We start from the raw sequence: 21,048 nt of genomic DNA on the forward strand, positions 1-21,048 counted from the left end.
AATTCAAAATTGTTTACTCGTCTTTATGCGAACTTAAGTTTATTTTAATTTTATTGTTTTCAAATGTCAACGATTAGCGAAATCATACGGTGAAGTTTCTCCCATATTAATCATAGGATCAATTTGATATATTGTTTCTTCAGTTAATTCTATAGTCATAGCCTTGTCTGAATCATTTTCATCATTTTCATCTGAAACATCATCTTCATAATGTATACCTTGTGAATCATTTGACTCATTATTCTCTTCAGTTAAAGATAAATCATAGGATTTTTCTTCAGTAAAGTATTGTTTTAATAAAGTAAATAATTGCGTTAATCTTTTCTGACCGTTTGTGTTAAGACCGATATCAAACGCTTGGGGATCACCTAATAATACTAATGATTGTTTCGCTCTTGTTAAACCAGTATATAAAATAGGTCTTTGTAGCATTCTAAAATATTGTTTAACTATAGGCATAATCACGATTGGAAATTCTGAACCTTGAGATTTATGGATAGATGTACAGTATGCATGGGTTAATTCGAGCATATCCTGTCTTGTAAAAGTAATTTCATTTCCTTCAAAGTCTACGACTAGTACATCCTTGTTTAAAGCATTTTCTTTTGCCCAGAAAATACCAACAATTACGCCAATGTCCCCGTTAAAGATATTATCATTAGGACGATTAACTAATTGTAGAACTTTATCTCCTTTTCTAAAGACAACATCGCCAAATTCGATTTCTCTAGTATCTTTTTCTTTTGGATTTAGAATAGATTGTAATATTTGATTTAACCTTTTAATACCTGCATTACCTTTATACATTGGTGCTAGTACTTGAATATCACTCATGTCATATCCTTTATTTACCGCACTGTTTACGACTTTCTCAACTACATTAGGTATTTGTTCTGTACCACAATTAATAAAACTTCTGTCATGGAATCGTTGTGTAATATCAATTGGTTGTCCTAACTTCATGCGATGTGCCAATTCTATAATACTAGATCCATCTTGTTGTCTATATACCTCAGTTAAATTAACCCTTGGAATCGTATTTGAGTCTATTAAATCTTTAAAGACTTGTCCAGGTCCAACAGAAGGAAGTTGGTCTTCATCTCCTACAAGAATAATTTGAGCATCTAATGGCACTGCACTTAAGAATTGATGGAATAGCCAAGTATCAACCATTGACATTTCATCAATTATAATCAAACGCGCATTAATTTCATTATCCAAAATATCTTCAGGTTGGGTATCTTGATTCCATCCAATCAATCTATGAATCGTCATGGCTTCTAATCCAGTAGATTCTTGTAATCTTTTTGAAGCTCTACCTGTTGGTGCTGCTAGTACAACTGGATAATCATCTTCTTGATAGTCATCGTAGTCTAAAGATATTCCGTGCACCTCTGCATATAATTCCACTATTCCTTTTATAACTGTTGTCTTCCCTGTTCCCGGTCCACCAGTTAGTAACATAATTTTAGAATTTATAGCCGTTTGTAATGCATCTTTTTGTGAAGCAGCATAGCTCACTTCATTATTTGTTTCGATATCACCTATATGTAATTGTAAATCAGATTGTTCTATTTCTTTTAATTTTGTAGTATGAGTTTTAATTCTATATAAGTTTTGAACACTTTTTAATTCTGAATAGTAAAGACTTGGAATCGATATTTTTTCTTTATCTACAATTAATCTTTTTTCTTCATTCAGTTGTAATAACATTGTTTGTAAATGTTCATGATTAATTTGGTTATCATCATTATTATTATTTTGTGTTAAAACATTAAAAGTTGCTGCAATAATTTGATCATTAGGTATATAAGTATGTCCTTGTTTAATACATTCTTCCTCTAACGTAAATAATAAACCTGCTTTTAAACGTTCAGGGTCATCAAATTTAATTCCTATTTTTTGTGCTAATTGATCAGCTTTACTAAAACCAATGCCTTTAATATCATAGACAAGTTGATATGGATTTTTGTCTAATACACTTAACGTTTCTGCACCGTAATATTGATAAATAGAACTAGCTAATTTTGGACCAAAACCTAAATCATGTAATCTAATCATGACTTTTTCAGATTCTTGATTAGAAGCAATTTGTTCAGCAATTTGCTTTTGCTTTTTCTTAGGCAAGCTAGGTACTTTTTCAAGAACACTAGCGTCGTTTAAAATGTCATTAATCGCATTTTCACCTAAAGTATTTACGATGTTTTGTGCTGTTTTTTTACCTATTCCTTTAAATAAATCACTTGATAAGTAACTGATGATTGCATCTTTAGTTTGTGGTAATTCTTTTTCGAATGTTTCGGCTTTTAATTGTTTACCATATCTTGGATGCTCAACCGTTTGTCCTTTAAATGTATATACATCACCTTCAACAACATTAGGAAGAAACCCTACCACTGTTGGCATTGTATCAAATGATTCGTTTGTCTCAATGGCATCCACCTTCAAAACTGTATAGTAATTATCACTATTTTGAAACAAAATCGCTTCTACAGTGCCTTTTATCATTGAATAATCAAATAGTGTAGGGTCAGTCATATTACTCCTCCTCTTCTTGCATAGTTGAAAATGTTTTTAAAGCATGTTGACTTAGTAAATGTTCTGGATCAATCTCAACTGCTTGCTTAAAATATGCTATCGCTTCATTTATAACTTCATTCTTCATGTAAGTAGCCAGTCCTAGATTGTAAATCGCATCTACATGTGATGAATCCAATGACAACACATAGTTTAATTGTGTTATTGCAGCATCAAACATTTCTAGCTGACACAATACTAATCCATACTGAAACTGTACTTCTGTATCGTGTTGTTGATCTTTTTCGGCTGCTGTCATTAAAAATGGTAGTGCCTCTTTATGAGCATTTAATTGATTAAAAGCCATTCCAATCATATAGTTACAATCTACAGGTTCCACATCATATTTCATAGCTTGTTGGTATAACTTAATCGCTTCATTATATCTACCTTGATTGTAATATACGTTACCTAAATTATAATATATTGCTCCATTTTCTGAATCAATCGTTATTGCTTTTTGAAAAAATCGCTCAGATTTCTCAATTTCACCAACATCTGCCAATACAATACCAGCATTAATATAATTTTCAGTAATTGATGGATCTTCTTCTATATTATCAAACAAAGCTTTTAATGCTTCTTCTAATTGGCCTTCTTTGATAAATTGATATATCGTTTTTTGATCTATCATATTTAAAATTACATCTCCTTAATTCTTAAATAATGATATAGGTATTATAAGATTTCATTTCAAGTTCAAACTTTTATTTTAATCATATTTTACCACTTTATGTATTTTTATATAAATGAATAGTCATGTTCTCAAATGGTCGAACACTACCATAATCATTCATATTAAAAAGCCACTAATTCAAAGAAACATTTCTATGAATTAATGGCTGATTTTTACACAACATAACTTAATTGACCTGATGTTTTATATACATCATCAATTGTTGCACCACCAAGACAAACTTCTTCATTATAAAATACAACTGCTTGACCAGGTGTGATAGCTCTAACTGGTTCATTGAAAGTTACTCTAATGGCTTCGTCATTTTCACGTTGTACAAATACTTTTGTATCTTTTTGACGGTATCTAAATTTAGCAGTACAGTAAAATCCTTGCTCTAAATCAATTTCATTTTCATTAACAAATGAAACATCTGAAGCAATTAAATAGTCACTGTATAATGCCTCATGATGGAATCCTTGTTCTACATAAAGGACATTATCTTCTAAATTTTTACCTACTACAAACCAAGGATCACCGTCTCCACCGATACCTAAACCATGTCGTTGACCGATAGTGTAGTACATTAATCCACTATGTGTACCCATTTTTTTACCATCTAATGTCACCATATCACCTGATTGAGCTGGTAAATATTGTGATAAGAATGTTTTGAAGTTTCTTTCACCTATAAAACAAATTCCTGTAGAATCTTTCTTTTTAGCTGTAGCTAAGTTTTGTTCTTCAGCAATTTCACGCACGCGTTTTTTCTCAATATCACCTATTGGGAACATCACTTTTGAAAGCTGTTGCTGTGAAAGTTGATTTAAGAAATAAGTTTGATCTTTATTATTATCAACGCCTCTTAACATTTCAACATGTCCATCGCCATGTCTTCTTATTCTTGCATAATGACCTGTTGCTACATAATCTGCACCTAATTTCAGTGCATGTTCTAGAAAGGCTTTGAATTTAATTTCTTTATTACACATAACGTCAGGATTTGGTGTACGCCCTTTTTTATATTCATCTAAAAAGTAGGTGAACACTTTATCCCAATACTCTTGTTCAAAGTTAACTGCATAATATGGAATGCCAATTTGGTTACAAACTTCAATGACATCATTATAATCTTCTGTTGCAGTACATACACCATTTTCATCGGTATCGTCCCAATTTTTCATGAAAATACCTATAACATCATAGCCTTGTTCTTTTAACAGATATGCTGTTACTGAACTATCTACGCCACCAGACATACCAACGACTACGCGAGTATCTTTATTTGTCACTACTATTCCTCCTTAAATTTATGGTATATTTTATGAATTTCTGCAACTATATATTTGACTTCTTGTTCGGTAGTCATTTCGTTAAAGCTAAATCTTACAGAATGTTTAGCACGTTCTTCATCTTCGTACATTGCAGCTAATACATGTGACGGAGTAGTTGAACCTGCTGTACAAGCTGAGCCAGATGATACATAAATCTGACTTAAGTCTAATAAAGTTAACATTGTTTCAACATCAATAAATGGAAAATATAAATTTATAATATGACCCGTTGTATCTACCATTGAACCATTAAGTTCAAATGGAATAGCACGTTCTTGTAAGCTAACTAAAAATAATTCTTTTAAATTCATTAAATGAATATTATTTTCATCTCTATGTTGTTCAGCAAGTTCAATTGCTTTTGCAAAGCCGACAATTTGCGCTAAGTTTTCTGTACCAGCACGACGTTTAGTTTCTTGTTCTCCTCCAAGTTGACTATACTGTATCGGAGTATTCTCTCTAACTAATAGCGCACCAACACCTTTAGGTCCACCAAATTTATGACCCGTGACACTCATTGTATCAAATTTAAAATCGTCAAAATTAATATCTAAATGACCGATTGCTTGAACTGCATCTACATGGAATAATGCATTTGTAGCTGTAACAATATCTTCTATATCATACATTTGTTGAACAGTACCTACTTCGTTGTTAACAAACATGATAGACACTAGAATTGTCTTATCTGTAATCACTTCTTCTAATTGATCTAAATCTATTGCACCAGTATCATCAACGTCTAAATATGTTACGTCATATCCTTCTCGTTCTAATTGTTCAAATACATTTAGTACGGAGTGATGCTCAATTTTTGTTGTAATTAAATGATTACCAATGTGCTCATTAGCTTTTACTAGCCCTTTTATTGCAGTATTATTAGATTCCGTTGCACCACTAGTAAAAATCACTTCGTTAGCTTTTGCACCTAAACATTGTGCTACTGTTCGGCGAGACTCATCTAAATATTTACGGGCATCTCTACCAATTGAATGAATAGAAGATGGATTCCCATAATGAGTTTGATATATGTTCATCATAGAATCTACTACTTCAGGTTTAACTGGGGTTGTTGCAGCATAATCTGCATATACTTCCATGTTTTGACACTCCTCACAAAATTATCAATGTTCCTATAATAGCACCTAGAAAACTATTTTTCTACCTATCTGTTTGATTAATAGTTACTTTAATTTTAACATTATCCATAATTAGTTGAAATTATTATTACGTATACTACCCATGATATTTATGAATCATTAATATTCTATTTTTCAATCAAAATCAAGAGACTAAAATACATATGAGCAGTTTATTATTTTAATCAAATAAACATTGTTATACTTCATATACTATTTTTACTATGGAGGCATGATCAATTTGAATAACTTAAAGGTTTCCGCATTAAACCTTGTCCCTATCAGAGAAGGACAAGAAGATAGAGAAGCTTTAAATGATATGATTTCATTGGCACAACAATTGGAAGATTTTGGTTATGAACGCTATTGGATAGCAGAACATCATAACGCACCAAATTTAGTAAGTTCTGCCACAGCATTATTAATCCAACATACTTTAGAGCATACTCAATCTATAAAAGTTGGTTCTGGTGGCATTATGTTACCTAACCATGCACCACTCATAGTCGCAGAACAATTTGGTACGATGGCTACTTTATTTCCAAATCGAGTTGATTTAGGTTTAGGTAGAGCGCCGGGTACTGATATGATGACAGCAAGCGCGCTACGTCGAGACCAACATAATGGCGTATATCAATTTCCAGAAGAAGTAGATCAATTACAAACATATTTTGGTCCAGCAAATCAACAAGCATATGTACGTGCTTATCCAGCAGTTAATAAAAATGTCCCTCTTTATATACTTGGATCATCTACTGATTCTGCACATGTTGCAGCTAGAAGAGGATTACCTTATGTATTTGCAGGTCATTTTGCACCACAACAGATGAAAGAAGCTATTGAAATTTATAAAGAATTGTTTGAACCATCTGATGTATTAAGTGAACCTTATGTCATTATAGGATTAAACGTAATTATAGGTGATACTGATGAAGAAGCTGAGTATCTAGCTACTTCAATGGCTCAGGTTATGGTTAGTATTACGAGAGGTAAAATGCAACCTGTTCAACCACCAACAAATGAATTAGATCAAATTTTAACACCAAGAGAATTAGAAATGGCCAAACAAAGAATTAAATCCTCTTTAATTGGGTCTGAAAGCACAGTTAAACAAAAACTTAAAGATTTCATTGATTACTATGGAGATATTGATGAAATTATGGGTGTAAGTTATATTTACGATCAACAAAAACAATATGATTCATATCAAAAATTCAAACATATTATTGATGCAATGTAATATAAATTCATAAGGAGTAAGGCATTTTAGATTTGCCTTACTCCTTTTTTCTATAAAAAAAGAGATAGCATTGAATGCTATCTCTAAAAAATATTTTAAACGATTATTTATCGTCTTTGTCTTCTTTTTTATCTTTGTCACCTTTACCAGTATCAGTATACTCGTTAATAGTGTCTTTCGCTTTGTTTACTTGCTCATTATCACTGTTTTTGAATTTTTCTGCTGCGTCTTTTGCTTTATCCATGAATCCCATAAATAAAAGCTCCTTTCGATTTTGAACAAATTTGTATTTTGTTAAAAGTTTAATTTTAACTTAAATACATCTTATATGTTGTTAATTTAATTAATTCAACAACTTATGTGATGTATATTCCATAAATACCACTTGTCTATAGAACTAAACATATAAAACCAAAAAATTTATATTTTTTTAGATTTTGGTTCGAAAGATAAGACTTATTATATAAGAAACTCAGATTATACATTTTGTTTCTTATAAGTAACATTCGGATTATAGAGTATAGGTAATCACTGTTTCATGTATGTTTTTGAAAAATTCTTTGGTGGGTCCCTTGCCCTTCTTGCTTTGCTCGTTGAAATTGGTTTTACCAATTTCTTTGTGAAGGGTCCCTTGCCCAGCTGGCTTTGCTTGTTGAAACTGACACGTCAGTTTCTCTCTGCTGGGTCCCTATATATAAAACATATAACCGTCGAGGTTTTGGTCGGTTTCTTTGTATTCCGCTAGGTATTGAAGTGTTGTATTATCTAATACGTCACGAACTGCATCTCTCATTCTGATCCATAATTGTTTTTGTGCTGGTGGTTCTGATTCAATACTTTCCACAAAAGTAATAGGCCCTTCTAGCAATCTGATTATATCACCAGCTGTAATTTCTTCTGATGGTAGTCTTAATTGATAACCACCTTTAGCACCACGAACGCTTCGAATTAATCCAGCATTTCTTAAGGGTCCCACAAGTTGTTCTAAATATAAATCACTTAAATTATTTTCTTCCGCAATGGTTTTTAATGATACACACCCTTGTCCTTCTCTTTTAGCAAGAGAAATCATTAAAGTTAAACCATATCTCCCTTTTGTTGATATTTTCATTGTATAACCTCACTTAATTCGAATTATTTATTCCCATTTTACCATTTTTTACGTTAAGATTATATTAGAAAGGTGTGACAAATGTGAATACTGAACCTTTAGCGTCTAGGATGAGACCTACTAATATAGATGAAATTATATCACAACAACATTTAGTTGGACCAACAGGTATCATAAGAAGGATGGTTGATACTAAACGACTTTCTTCAATGATTTTTTATGGTCCTCCTGGAATAGGAAAAACAAGTATTGCTAAAGCTATTGCCGGTAGTACTCAATATAAATTTAGACAATTAAATGCTGTAACAAACACTAAAAAAGATATGCAAATGGTTGTTGATGAAGCAAAAATGTCTGGACAAGTGATTTTGTTATTAGATGAAATCCATCGTTTAGATAAAGCAAAACAAGATTTTCTATTACCTCATTTAGAAAATGGGAAAATTGTCTTGATTGGTGCTACAACTTCAAATCCATATCATGCCATCAATCCAGCAATACGTTCTAGAGCTCAAATTTTTGAACTTTATCCATTGAACGATGATGATGTTCATATCGCTTTGAATAGAGCGTTAGAAGATAAAGAGAGAGGCCTTAAGTCTTATTCTCCTATTGTAGATGAGGATGCAATGACATACTTTTCAACTCAGAGTCAAGGCGATGTTAGAAGTGCATTAAATGCATTAGAATTAGCGGTTTTAAGTGCTTCTGAAAAAGACGGATCACGTCATATAACTTTGCAAGATGCTAAAGATTGTTTACAAAAAGGTGCATTTGTAAGTGATAAAGATGGCGATATGCACTATGATGTTATGAGTGCATTTCAAAAATCTATTCGGGGTAGTGATGTCAATGCGGCATTACATTATCTAGCACGTCTTATTGAAGCTGGTGATTTACCAACAATTGTAAGACGACTTTTAGTTATAAGTTATGAAGATGTAGGACTTGCTTCACCTAATGCGGGTCACCGAACATTAGCTGCAATTCAATCAGCTGAACGTTTAGGTTTTCCTGAAGCAAGAATACCATTAAGCCAAGCTGTGATTGAATTATGTTTATCACCTAAATCTAACTCAGGTATATCTGCAATTGATAAAGCATTAAGTGATATTAGACAAGGTAAAGTAGGTCAAATCCCCGATTACTTAAAAGATGGTCATTATGCTGGTGCAAAAGAATTAGGACGTGCAACTGGATACAAATATCCGCACAATTATGAAAACGGTCATGTTGTACAACAGTATTTACCTGATATACTTAAAAATCGAATTTATTATGAACCTAAAACTACCTCTAAAAGCGAACAACAATTTAAAGCCATTTATGAAAATTTATTGAATCAGTCAAAATAAACAAAAAAGATAGCTCTTCTTCAACGTATTAATTACGTATGAATGAGCTATCTTTTTATTTTATACCTAATACGATTATTAGTATTGTCCTTTATCTTTAATACGTCTCAATGGAATATCTTTTAAAATATCGTTAATAACGTAGCTTGAACATATTAACCCAACGACACTAGGTACATATGCATTTGATGATGGTGGCATTTGCCCTTTTCTATTAATTGCATTTTTATCGCCAACTGTTTCTTTTACATCTTCACGTATAACTATCGGACTTTCATCTGAAAAGACGACTTTAATTCCACTACGAATCCCAAGTCGTTTTAATCTATTTCTAATTACCTTTGCCATTGGATCAGTATGTGTCTTAGAAATATCTGCTATTTGGAAACGAGTTGGATCAATTTTATTAGCCGCACCCATGCTGGAAATCATGTCGATACCTCTTTCAAGGCACTCTTTCATTAAATGTACTTTATAAATAATTGTATCACTCGCATCAATAAAGTAATCTATATCATAATTATTAAAAATCTCTTCATAAGTTTCTTCAGTGTAGAACATATGTAGTGAAGTTACCTTACAGTCTGGATTAATTTGCTTAATTCGTTCTTCCATAAGTGTTACTTTACTTTGTCCAATTGTAGATGTAAGTGCATGAATTTGACGATTGACATTTGTAATATCAACATCATCTTTATCAATTAAAATGATATGACCAATATTTGTTCTGGCTAATGCTTCAGCAGCGAAAGACCCTACTCCACCAACGCCTAATACGGCTACTGTTTTACTTTTTAATAATTCAAGTCCTTCTTGTCCTACAGCTAATTCATTTCTAGAAAATTGATGTTTCATTTTAATCTCCTTTAACTAAACAATCTACTTTTATGTTATGTATATATTATTTTAATTTAAAAATAAAAATACGCAAGACCTAAGTCTTGCGTACCGATAGAGTCCGTAGATGTCGTAGTTATAAATAGCTTGATCATTCGGCCTGTTTTATACAGGTGGGTGCCCTGTTTCATGTTTTGCAAGTCCTCCAAATGAGGCGTGTGCGCTGCATGAAAACCTATTGGGCTCCCTGATCAAAGAGTGTTAGGCCCAAATAAAAAGCAAACTTACGAACATCACAGATGACTATCTTATGTCATTATATTACCACAAATCTCATGATAAAGGAATTAATCAACTTCGTATTTTTTTAATCATTTTTGTTAAGTCAATAATTAGACATAAACGATAAATGATAAATCTTAATAGTTTATCAATTAATGTCTAATACGTAGTGATAATTCTTCTAATTGTTTATCTGACACTTCTCCCGGAGCATCTGTTAATAAACAAGTAGCTGACGCTGTTTTAGGGAAAGCAATTGTATCTCTAAGATTAGTTCTATTAGTTAATAGCATAACTAATCTATCTAAACCTAACGCAATACCGCCATGTGGTGGTGCACCATATTTGAATGCATCAAGTAAGAAACCAAATTGTTCTTGCGCTTGTTCTTTGGTAAATCCTAATACTTCAAACATTTTTTCTTGTAATTCACCGTTGTGAATTCTAATAGAACCTCCGCCTAATTCATATCCATTTAATACAATATCATATGCATTAGCTTGGGCATTTTCAGGTTCAGAATCTAATTTATCAATATCTTCTTTCTTAGGTGATGTGAATGGATGATGCGCTGCTACATAACGTTTGCTTTCATCATCATATTCTAATAATGGCCAATCAGTTACCCATAAGAAGTTTAATTTCGTTTCATCAATCAAGCCTAATTCTTTTGCAAGTTTAATACGTAATGCACCTAAACTTTGTGCTACCACTTCAGGTTTGTCAGCTACAAACATAACTAGGTCTCCAGCTTCTGCATCAGTAAGTGATTTTAATAATTCAGCATCTTTGTCTTCAAAGAAACGTGCAATAGGTCCTGTTAAACCTTCTTCCGTTACTTTAACCCAAGCTAATCCTTTAGCACCGTATATGTTAACAAACTCTGTTAATGCATCCATATCTTTACGAGTATATTGTTCTGCAGCACCTTTAGCTACAATAGATTTTATTTCTCCATTGTTTTCAACTGTATCTTTAAATACTTTAAAGTCCATTTCATGACCTAATTGTGAAACATTAATTAATTCCATATCAAAACGTGTATCAGGTTTATCTGATCCATAACGATTCATCGCTTCTTCATAAGTCATGCGTGGGAATGGGCCTTCAACATCAATACCTTTAACATCTTTTACGACTTTACGTAACATTTCTTCACCCATAGCCATAACATCTTCTTGATCAACAAAACTCATTTCTATATCGACTTGAGTGAACTCAGGTTGACGGTCAGCACGTAAATCTTCATCACGGAAACATTTTACGATTTGATAATATTTGTCAAAACCACTAATCATTAATAATTGTTTAAATAGCTGTGGTGATTGTGGTAATGCATAAAATTCACCATCATGTACACGAGAAGGTACTAAATAGTCTCTTGCACCTTCTGGCGTTGATTTTGTTAAAACTGGTGTTTCAATATCATAGAATCCACTTTCATCTAGGTATTGACGAATTGAACGTGTTGTTTGATGTCTCATTTTAAAAGTTTGTGCTAGTTCTTGTCGACGTAAATCTAAATATCTATATTTTAATCTTATATTTTCATCTACATTTGTATTTTCTTCATTAATTGAAAATGGTGGTGTTTCAGATTTATTGATAATTTCAATATTTTCAACCTGCACTTCCACTTGACCTGTTTTTATTTTAGGGTTTACTGTTTCAGCATCACGTTTAGTAACTACACCTTGTACTTCTACGATATATTCTGATCTAACAGTTTCTGCAATATTTAATGCTTCTTGAGAAAAGTCTGGATTAAACACAATTTGTACTATACCTTCTCTATCTCTTAAATCAATAAAAATTAATCCACCTAAGTCACGTCTGTTATGAACCCATCCCTTTAAAGTTACTTTTTCGTTTAATAAGTTCTCTGTAACTAATCCACAATATGTTGTTCGCTTACTCATTTTAAAACTCCCTTTCTATTTATGAAAATAATCAACAATTTGATCTAATTGTATTGATTCAGATTCACCGGTTTCCATATTTTTAATATCAATTTGATTGTTTTCTAATTCTTGATCACCAATTACAATAGTATATTTCGCATTTAATCGGTCAGCTTGTTTCATTTGTCCTTTAATTTTTCTGTTCATATAATCTTTATCTGCTTTAACACCATTTTTACGTAGCTGATTAAGTAACTTAACTGCATATCGATCTGCAGCTTCTCCCATAGTTACTACAAATAAATCAAATTCATTTTCAACATCTAGTTCAATGCATTCTTCTTCCAATGCTAGAAGTAATCTTTCAATACTTAATGCAAAGCCAATACCTGTTTGACTTGGTCCACCTAATAATTCAAGAAGACCATTATAACGTCCGCCACCACAAAGCGTTGTAATTGCACCGTCATAATTAGGGTTATCCATCATCAATTCAAATGCTGTATGAGTATAATAATCTAATCCACGTACTAAATTAGGATCTTCTACGTAAGGAATACCTAAATCATCTAAATGTTTTTTTACTTGCTCATAATATGCTTTAGAATCCTCGTTTAAAAAATCAGTAATACGTGGAGCATTTTTAACTGCCTCTTTGTCTCTATCAACTTTACAATCCAATATTCTCATTGGATTAGAGTGTAATCGTGATTGACAATCTTGACAAAAGTCACCGATAACTGGTTCGAAATGTTTTACTAACGCTTCGTTATATTCTTTACGAGAATCACTATCACCAATACTATTAATCGCTAACTTCAAATGTTTTAAACCAAAAGATTCATATATATGCATAACCATCGCTAATACTTCAGCATCAATACTTGGATTTTCTGAACCAATTGCCTCAACACCAAATTGGTTAAATTGACGATAACGACCTTTTTGTTTACGTTCATATCGGAACATTGGACCATTATAATATAACTTCACAGGTTGATTTGGGTTACCTTGCATTTTATGTTCAATATAAGAACGAACTACACCAGCTGTCCCTTCAGGTCTTAATGTAATGCTACGGTCACCTTTATCTTTAAATGTGTACATTTCTTTTTGAACGACGTCAGTAGAATCTCCCACACCTCTAGCAAAAAGTTCAGTGCTTTCAAAAATAGGCGTTCTAATTTCTTGATAGTTGTATAGTTCCATTAATTGATCAAGTTTGTTCTCAATATAACGCCATTTGATTGAATCTTCAGGTAATATATCTTGTGTTCCTCTTGGAATTTTAATCATATTTTATCTCCTTTACTAATACTGAGCACGTTTATTTCGTTATAAATTTAAAAAATTAAATAAAAAAGCCCTTGCATAGTATTTAATACTACACAAGGGACGAATATCCGTGTTGCCACCCTAATTGATTTAGACATAATTGTCTCAAATCCACTCAAAACGTTTAACGTACGTTACCCGGCTTTACTTTGGAATAAAGCACCTCTTCTTGTGTTCAAAGTCATAAACTACTCAGTGTAACCTTTCAGCCTTATGGGTTACATTTCTACGTATATATTTATATACTACCTCTTTTGTTTATTCTTTCAAGAATACAATCGGTTTATTATTTATAATTCAATTATTATGATAACGAGTTTTCTAATGATTTGCAAGTTCTATGATGAGAAATATTGTTTTAGACCGTCAACAACTGCTTCTTCAACAATTTGTCTATGTAACTTATCTCTAACCATAACTTCATCTGTTGGATTGCTAATATAACCTAATTCTAACAATACTGCAGGAATATTCGTTTGTCTTAATACTTGATAGTTTTGTTGCCTTGCTTCTTTATTTGTAAGGAGGGATTTCTTTTGGATGCTACTACTAAGTGTTTGGGCTAGTGATTCTTGGTTATCTTGTAACCAATATACAGTTACACCGTTAGCGTTTGGGGAATCTAGCGAGTCATTATGTATGCTTATAAAAGCGTCTCCTTTGATATTCCTATCATCCAAAGACACATATGTATCATCAGAACGTGTCATTTTTACATGAGCACCTTCTTTTTCAAGTAATGCTTTTAACTCTTTTGCAGTTTTTAATGTATATACTTTTTCTAAACTTTTTGAGGAAGTATTACTTGAAGCTCCCTGATCACGTCCACCGTGACCAGGGTCAAGTACAATCGTTTTCCCTTTTAATGGATTAGATTTTTTAGAATTATCGGCATGGATATTTAAGTTAGTATGCCAACCAGCAACCCAACCTTTTTTGTCTCCAGCTTTATTCTTCACTTCAATCCATTTCCCAGATTTACCTATCTTTTCAAAGGTATCGCCTTTTTCAATTTTATAGATAACAGGATAAGCAGCATTTGGTCCTGTTCTCAACTCTGCGCTTTCAGTAATAGATATTGTGCCATTATCTTCATCATTATAATTTAAGAACATAAATAATAATATTAGAAACAACACAAAACAAATGACAACAATAAATGTAAGGCGATTATTTTGCCAACTTTTAGTTAACCATTTACTCAAGTTGTTCATATTACTTTGCCATCCTGACTCTCATAAATGATTGTAACAGGACCATCATTATGAATTTCTACATTCATATGTGTTCCAAATTCACCTGTTTTCACATTTAATCCATATGATCTTAATGCCTCATTGAACGATTCATATAATTCATTTGCTTCATCAGGTGATTTAGAATTTGAAAAGCCAGGACGATTACCTTTTTTCACATCAGCATATAAAGTGAATTGTGAAATAGATAATATTTCTCCTTCAATTTGTTGAATATTAAAATTCAGTTTGTCATTTTCATCTTCAAATAATCTAGCATTCGCAATCTTCTTGGCAACTGCTTGCACATCAGCTTCTGTTGATGATTTACCAACACCTACTAATAAGCAATAACCCTTTTTAATAGAATTGTGAATGTTGTCATTTGATACAGAAGCTTCTGAAACTCTTTGTACAACTACTCTCATTTTTCTTTGCACCTCTTAAGTTCTAGTTCCATACTCTTGTAACAGTATATACATCACCTAACTGTTTAATCTTTTCAACTACACGGTAAACATCATTTACATTTTTAACCATGACACTAATATTAATAACTGCATTTTTATCAATATCGGAACGGCCAGAAACCTTTATTAAACTACCTGCAGTTGAATTGACTGCTTGTAACACTTCATTTAATAGACCATTACGATCATATGCAGTAACTTCAAGATCAACTTGATAACGTTGGGTCGAATCTTTTGATTTAACCCATTCAACCGAAATTAATCTTTCTGTTTCATTTTTTATATTAGGACAATCTGTTCTATGCACTTTAATACCGTGACCTTTGGTGATATAACCTACAATATCATCACCTGGTATAGGATTACAACATTTTGATAGTTTAATTAGAACATTTTCTAGTCCTTCAACATAAACACCACTATCAGTGATAATATCTTCTTTTATTGGTACAGATTTAGTTACCTCTTGTGCTTCGTTTAGTGCTTTTTGTTTATCTAATATTCTTTGACGTTCAGTCAATTTATTAACAATTTGAACTGCAGTTACACCACCAAAACCAACTGCAGCATACAAGTCATCTTCATTTGCAAAATGATATTTTTCATTTACTACTTCTATATTTTTTTCAGTAAGAATATCATCAACTCTAAATCCTTGTTCTTTAATTTCCGCTTCAACCATGAATTTGCCCTTTTCAATATTTGAAGAACGGTCTTGCTTTTTAAAGAAACTTTTAATTTTACTCTTAGCGCTTGATGATTTAACAATTTTTAGCCAGTCTCTACTTGGTCCATAAGAATGTTTACTGGTTCTAATTTCAATGATATCACCAGTTTGAAGAATATAATCAATTGGTACGATTTTTCCATTTACTTTAGCACCAATCATTTTATTTCCTACTTCACTATGAATCGCATATGCAAAATCAATTGGTACCGCACCATATGGCAATTCTATAACATCACTTGCAGGTGTAAATGCATAGACTTTATCACTTTGTAAATCGTATTTTAAAGATTCCATAAATTCTTGTGCGTCAGATGACGTATGGTCTGTTTCAGCTAAGTCTTTTAACCAATTTAATTTATTTTGGAAATCCTGTGTTTTCTCATTTACAGTTTTACCTTCTTTGTATGCCCAATGTGCTGCTACACCATGTTCAGCAATTTCATGCATTTCGTAAGTACGAATTTGTATTTCTAGCGGATCGCCATTAGGACCAACTACAGTTGTATGTAATGATTGGTACATATTTTGTTTAGGCATTGCTATATAATCTTTAAAACGTCCTGGCATAGGTTTCCATAACGTATGTACAAGACCTAAAATTGCATAACAATCATTAATAGTATTAACAATGATTCGTACAGCAAGTAAATCAAATATTTGATCGAATTGCTTTTTCTGTTTCATCATTTTTCTATAAATACTATATATATGCTTTGGTCGACCATTGATTTCACCAACAATACTCATTTTATCCATTTCACCTTGAATTTGACCAATAGCATTTTCAATATATGCTTCACGTTCACTACGTTTTTTCTTCATTAAATTAACGATGCGGAAATATTGCACGCTATCAATGTATCTTAAGGCAGTATCTTCTAATTCCCATTTAATTGTATTAATACCTAGTCTATGAGCTAATGGGGCATAAATTTCTAGGGTTTCTTTAGAAATTCTAATTTGTTTTTCTCTAGGCATTGCTTTAAGCGTTCTCATATTATGTAATCTATCTGCTAATTTAACTAGAATAACACGCACATCTTTGGCAATGGCTATAAACAATTTACGGTGATTTTCTGCTTGTTGTTCTTCCTTAGAACGATATTTTACTTTTTTTAATTTTGTAACACCGTCTACAATTCTTGCAACTTCTTCATTAAACATATTTTTGACGTCATCAAATGTATACGGCGTATCTTCAATGACATCATGTAAGAAACCTGCAACTATCGTGGGTCCGTCTAATCTCATTTCAGTAAGAATTCCCGCTACTTGTATAGGATGCATGATATATGGCAGGCCATTTTTTCTGAATTGCCCTTGATGTGCTTCATAAGCAATATGATAACTTTTTAAAACATATTGATATTCACTTTCACTTAAATAGGACTTTGCCTTGTAAAGCACTTCGTCAGCACTATAAGGATACTCGTTATTCAATATAGACACCCCACTTATTGATTATATTTCTATCTCTGAACTTTATTATCGATTGTTATGTATTATGCCCTAAAATTAAAAATGATGATAAGAATTTATGCAAATTAAATTTAACTAACTCATTTAGTAAAGGCTTATCTAAAAAACATTTAAATGACTTTAAATAATAAATAATCATTAAATGTGACTAATGACTCAAATTTAAAAAGAAACAAAATAGCCATGTGACTCAACAATTTTGAATTGCTTTTATTTTATCAAAATTTATAGGTACTGATAAGCTATCTATCATGAATTAAAATATAATATTAGCTATATGATACTACAATTTTTTGAATAAATAAATGAATCTCAATTATATTGTAAAGCAACCCTACATTAATTTTATCTTCACTGTTTATATAAATACATTTGACTGGTCCGTTAATTCCTTAAATGCAAAAAACTAGTTCTCATATATCATATTATTAACGATAATATGTTAATAAGTGTGAGAACTAGCTTATATTCTTTAGTTTACAAGTTTTAAATTAATACTATTCATCGTAAGAAATTAAACTCATTACATCATAATCTTTAATTTTTTCAATACCGTTTAAATATTTTAATTCTATAATAAATGCAATGCCGACTACTATGCCGCCTAATTTTTCAACAAGTTTAATAGCAGCTTCGATAGTACCACCAGTGGCTAATAAATCGTCAGTGATTAATACTCTTTGGCCTGGTCTAATAGCATCTTTATGCATTGTTAAGACATTTGTTCCATATTCTAAGTTATACTCATATTTGATAACTTCGCGAGGTAACTTTCCTTCTTTACGAACTGGTGCAAATCCAATATCCATAGAATATGCTACAGGACAACCAATAATAAATCCGCGAGCCTCTGGTCCAACTACTACGTCCACGTCTTTTTCTCTTGCATACTCTACAATTTGGTCTGTGGCATAACCATAAGCTTTACCATTATCCATAATTGTTGTAATATCTTTAAAACTAACTCCCGGTTTCGGCCAATCTGGAACTTCAGATACATATTGTTTTAAATCCATTTTAAAATTTCCTCCTAATAATTATCTCCCAAATGTGATTTTATCCATTGATTTAAATGCGTAAAATCATCGTATAATAATAATTTTTCAACTTCTATTCTAGACAACCTACTTTGATACATCTGACTTGATTCTATGTCCTGTTTACTAGGTTGAGTCGCAATCGTTATTATACCATCATCTTCGTTAATAAATCCTAATTCTAAAAATACTTTTAACATAAATTTTAGTATATTTGCTTTAATATTGAGAAATTCGCATAACATCATACCTTCATTTGCTAAATTCATTTCTTTTTTATTAATTAAAGCTTTATAACATTTTTTAAATAATTCTTTGCTAGGCATACCTTCAAAATAAATTGAAGCTTTATGTTGGAATACGATATAAACTTGAGAGATTTGCGTTTGTTGTAAAGTAAGTTTTAGCTCATCAAGCGTCATTGGTAAATCTCTTAATACCATTTTCTCAAAATGATCAGGTACAGTTTCACCATAATAAAATTCATTTTCATTTAATTTTTGTGCTTTAGATTGAATCATAAAAGCAGTGGTTTCATCATTATTTAAGAAATCTGTATTTTTACTTTTACTTCGGTAGTCCAATATTTGCAATGTATCCATAGCAATATCTTGAACCATAAATTGAGGTGTTTGATTACCGTTCCACTCATTAATTTGAAGATTACCAATTAAATTTACAGGTTGATCAATTTCTAATTGAGATGCATATGCACCATTTTGCCAAAACAATGAAACTAAATTTGATTCACCTAATGTCATTTTTAAATGATTCTGTTCTTTTCCTATTGCTTTAAGAGATTTAATAGCAATATCTCTTATTTCAAATAACGGAGAAGTGAAATCCGTACCAAAAGGTCTTAATTTTTGAATATCTCTAATATTTTTAATTGTAATATCAGATTCATCTAGTAATACATCAACATTCTTACTTGGCTCTAGCGATGTTGTTTCACTTAAACGCGCCATCCAATCATTTAAGCCAGTGCGTAACTCATCTATATTATTAATGTCCATCGTCATTCCTGCAGCCATATGATGGCCACCAAACTTGCTAATTAAATCTTGGTGCGCACTTAATATTTCGAACATTGATACTTGTTCAATTGATCTTGCTGACCCTTTAGCATGATTCTGTTCATAATCAATATTTAATATTAACGTTGGCAAACTATATGTTTCTACAATTTTAGAAGCAACGATACCTAATACACCTTCGTGCCAATCTTCTTTAGCTAACAATAGAAATTGGTGACCTTGCTTAACATAGTCTTCTGCCATTGCAAGTGCTTCTTCTGTTATAGAAGCGACAATATCTTTACGTTCTTGATTAAAATGCTCTACTTGTTCTGCCAAGAATTCCGCTTCTTCTGGACTATCTGACATCAATAGCTCAGCAGCTAAAGATGCATCTTCCAATCTTCCTACTGCGTTTAATCTTGGACCAATAATAAATCCTATTGTTTCTTCTGAAATTTCATCATTGAAACTTGCTTGATTCAATAACGCTTTTATTGCTATAGGACAACTTTCATTCATTACTCGCAACCCATTTTGAACAATCGAACGATTCTCATCTGTTAAAGATACTAAATCCGCAATTGTTCCAATCGCAGCGTACGCTTTAAAATAATTTGGTACATTATCTAACAATGTTTGTGCTAGTTTGTATGCTACTCCTGCACCACATAAATATTTAAATGGATAATCAAATTCTGGATGCATTGGGTGTACGATAGCATATGCTTCAGGTAAGGTACGACCTATTTCATGATGATCGGTCACAATCAAATCTACACCTAAATCTTGTACCATTTTAATTTCATTATGACCTTGTATACCATTATCCACTGTAATAATTAGTGATACGCCTTCATCATAGGCATTTTGGAAGGCCATTTCATTAGGTCCATATCCTTCTGTAAAACGGTTTGGAATATACCATCCTACTTGAGCTCCTAACTTTTGAAGTGTATGTACTAATATTGTTGTAGAAGTAACGCCATCAGCATCATAATCTCCATACACAAGAATGCGTTCATTTTTATCGATGGCTTGATTAATTCGTTCAACTGTTTTGTCGATATCACTTAAAAGAGAGGTGTCATGATCTATTTCCACACCATTTAGTGTTTGTTGAATGCCTTCTTCGTCAACAATATGTTTACTTTCTAAAATTTTCTTAATAATAGGTGATAGTTTTAATCGTTTAACAATATCAGCAGTTATATATTCAGTTGGGTTATTTAAATTCCAATTATATTTAGATTTAATCATAAGTAACCTTCCTCATTTCCAAATGTCATTATAT

At 31.8% G+C, this 21,048-nt stretch carries 16 protein-coding genes and 1 other RNA gene; 2 read left to right on the forward strand and 15 right to left on the reverse strand.

Going from position 1 to position 21,048, the window contains the following annotated elements:
- Nucleotides 1-66: 66 nt before the first annotated feature.
- From recD2 to GVY01_RS05520, 4 genes are all read right to left on the reverse strand, one after another.
- Nucleotides 67-2,538 (reverse strand): SF1B family DNA helicase RecD2, encoded by a 2,472-nt coding sequence (gene recD2 / locus GVY01_RS05505; RefSeq protein WP_159333670.1) that lies wholly within the window; start codon nt 2,536-2,538, stop codon nt 67-69.
- A 1-nt stretch (nt 2,539) separates the two neighbouring features.
- Nucleotides 2,540-3,211 (reverse strand): tetratricopeptide repeat protein, encoded by a 672-nt coding sequence (locus GVY01_RS05510; RefSeq protein ID WP_017637077.1) that lies wholly within the window; start codon nt 3,209-3,211, stop codon nt 2,540-2,542.
- Between the two features lie 215 nt (nt 3,212-3,426).
- The gene (gene mnmA, locus GVY01_RS05515) at nt 3,427-4,545 is read right to left on the reverse strand and encodes a tRNA 2-thiouridine(34) synthase MnmA (RefSeq protein WP_046466762.1); all 1,119 of its coding nucleotides are present in this window, start codon (nt 4,543-4,545) and stop codon (nt 3,427-3,429) included.
- A gap of 2 nt (nt 4,546-4,547) precedes the next feature.
- Nucleotides 4,548-5,687: a cysteine desulfurase family protein gene (locus tag GVY01_RS05520; protein ID WP_017637075.1), complete on the reverse strand. Its 1,140-nt coding sequence runs from the start codon at nt 5,685-5,687 to the stop codon at nt 4,548-4,550.
- Between the two features lie 271 nt (nt 5,688-5,958).
- On the opposite strand from GVY01_RS05520, the gene GVY01_RS05525 reads away from it, so the two are divergent.
- Nucleotides 5,959-6,966, forward strand: coding sequence for an LLM class flavin-dependent oxidoreductase (locus GVY01_RS05525; RefSeq protein ID WP_177244143.1), 1,008 nt, complete (start codon nt 5,959-5,961; stop codon nt 6,964-6,966).
- A 103-nt stretch (nt 6,967-7,069) separates the two neighbouring features.
- On the opposite strand, the gene GVY01_RS05530 is transcribed toward GVY01_RS05525, so the two are convergent.
- On the reverse strand, nt 7,070-7,219 hold the full coding sequence (locus GVY01_RS05530) for an SAS049 family protein (protein ID WP_002451815.1): 150 nt from the start codon (nt 7,217-7,219) through the stop codon (nt 7,070-7,072).
- Between the two features lie 435 nt (nt 7,220-7,654).
- On the reverse strand, nt 7,655-8,077 hold the full coding sequence (gene cymR, locus GVY01_RS05535; RefSeq protein ID WP_017637073.1) for a cysteine metabolism transcriptional regulator CymR: 423 nt from the start codon (nt 8,075-8,077) through the stop codon (nt 7,655-7,657).
- Between the two features lie 83 nt (nt 8,078-8,160).
- Between cymR and GVY01_RS05540 the strand changes: the two genes are divergently transcribed.
- Nucleotides 8,161-9,432: a replication-associated recombination protein A gene (locus GVY01_RS05540; RefSeq protein WP_017637072.1), complete on the forward strand. Its 1,272-nt coding sequence runs from the start codon at nt 8,161-8,163 to the stop codon at nt 9,430-9,432.
- Between the two features lie 78 nt (nt 9,433-9,510).
- On the opposite strand, the gene GVY01_RS05545 is transcribed toward GVY01_RS05540, so the two are convergent.
- The 9 genes from GVY01_RS05545 to recJ all read right to left on the reverse strand — a co-directional run bounded on the left by GVY01_RS05545 (nt 9,511) and on the right by recJ (nt 21,014).
- Nucleotides 9,511-10,287, reverse strand: a complete 777-nt coding sequence (locus GVY01_RS05545) for a tRNA threonylcarbamoyladenosine dehydratase (RefSeq protein WP_017637071.1) — start codon at nt 10,285-10,287, stop codon at nt 9,511-9,513.
- A gap of 96 nt (nt 10,288-10,383) precedes the next feature.
- A non-coding RNA gene (gene ssrS / locus GVY01_RS05550) (6S RNA) lies at nt 10,384-10,574 on the reverse strand.
- 129 nt (nt 10,575-10,703) lie between these two features.
- Nucleotides 10,704-12,470: an aspartate--tRNA ligase gene (gene aspS / locus GVY01_RS05555; protein WP_017637070.1), complete on the reverse strand. Its 1,767-nt coding sequence runs from the start codon at nt 12,468-12,470 to the stop codon at nt 10,704-10,706.
- Nucleotides 12,471-12,485: 15 nt separating this feature from the next.
- Nucleotides 12,486-13,748 carry a histidine--tRNA ligase gene (gene hisS, locus GVY01_RS05560; protein ID WP_017637069.1) on the reverse strand — a complete coding sequence of 421 codons (1,263 nt, stop codon included), beginning with the start codon at nt 13,746-13,748 and terminating at the stop codon, nt 12,486-12,488.
- A 377-nt stretch (nt 13,749-14,125) separates the two neighbouring features.
- Nucleotides 14,126-15,001, reverse strand: coding sequence for an N-acetylmuramoyl-L-alanine amidase (locus tag GVY01_RS05565; RefSeq protein ID WP_017637068.1), 876 nt, complete (start codon nt 14,999-15,001; stop codon nt 14,126-14,128).
- The gene (gene dtd / locus GVY01_RS05570) at nt 14,998-15,450 is read right to left on the reverse strand and encodes a D-aminoacyl-tRNA deacylase (protein WP_017637067.1); all 453 of its coding nucleotides are present in this window, start codon (nt 15,448-15,450) and stop codon (nt 14,998-15,000) included. Before dtd ends, GVY01_RS05565 begins: the two co-directional genes overlap by 4 nt.
- 22 nt (nt 15,451-15,472) lie before the next feature.
- Nucleotides 15,473-17,662 carry a RelA/SpoT family protein gene (locus GVY01_RS05575; RefSeq protein ID WP_017637066.1) on the reverse strand — a complete coding sequence of 730 codons (2,190 nt, stop codon included), beginning with the start codon at nt 17,660-17,662 and terminating at the stop codon, nt 15,473-15,475.
- Between the two features lie 536 nt (nt 17,663-18,198).
- The gene (locus GVY01_RS05580; RefSeq protein WP_017637065.1) at nt 18,199-18,717 is read right to left on the reverse strand and encodes an adenine phosphoribosyltransferase; all 519 of its coding nucleotides are present in this window, start codon (nt 18,715-18,717) and stop codon (nt 18,199-18,201) included.
- Between the two features lie 14 nt (nt 18,718-18,731).
- Nucleotides 18,732-21,014 (reverse strand): single-stranded-DNA-specific exonuclease RecJ, encoded by a 2,283-nt coding sequence (gene recJ / locus GVY01_RS05585; protein ID WP_159333671.1) that lies wholly within the window; start codon nt 21,012-21,014, stop codon nt 18,732-18,734.
- Between the last annotated feature and the right edge of the window lie 34 nt (nt 21,015-21,048).

It is taken from the genome of Staphylococcus sp. 8AQ (genome assembly GCF_902506595.1).
Lineage (GTDB): Bacteria > Bacillota > Bacilli > Staphylococcales > Staphylococcaceae > Staphylococcus > Staphylococcus pasteuri.